This is a genomic window from Clostridium sp. CAG:43 (genome assembly GCF_000434655.1).
In the GTDB taxonomy this organism is placed as follows: domain Bacteria; phylum Bacillota; class Clostridia; order Lachnospirales; family Lachnospiraceae; genus Otoolea; species Otoolea fessa.
The window spans coordinates 3,072-3,299 of sequence record NZ_FR895109.1; the positions used below are offsets into that span (position 1 = coordinate 3,072).

The following is a 228-nucleotide window of genomic DNA, read 5'->3' on the forward strand; positions in this document are numbered from 1 at the left end:
CCCTTTTGCCGCGCGCATCCGCCGATGGCGCTCCACCCGTTTTCTGCCTTCATCATCCCAAATCCGCATCGTCGCCAGATACCAGAGTGTCCCACCGTTCCCGTTCCGGCACTGCACGGCAGTCTGTTCGGCATATTCGGACTTCCCGCTGCCACTGCCGCCTGTAACTATATATAACATCGTTCATTTATCCTCTTTTTCACCGAATTGCAGCAGTTTCCATGCTTT

The 228-nt window shown here is 54.4% G+C and carries 1 protein-coding gene; it reads right to left on the bottom strand.

The genetic code is table 11. The features are described from left to right. Positions 1–180 (bottom strand): bifunctional adenosylcobinamide kinase/adenosylcobinamide-phosphate guanylyltransferase (locus tag QVO97_RS10385; protein ID WP_288189635.1); only part of this gene is annotated, 180 nt, incomplete at its 3' end. Positions 181–228: the final 48 nt, after the last annotated feature.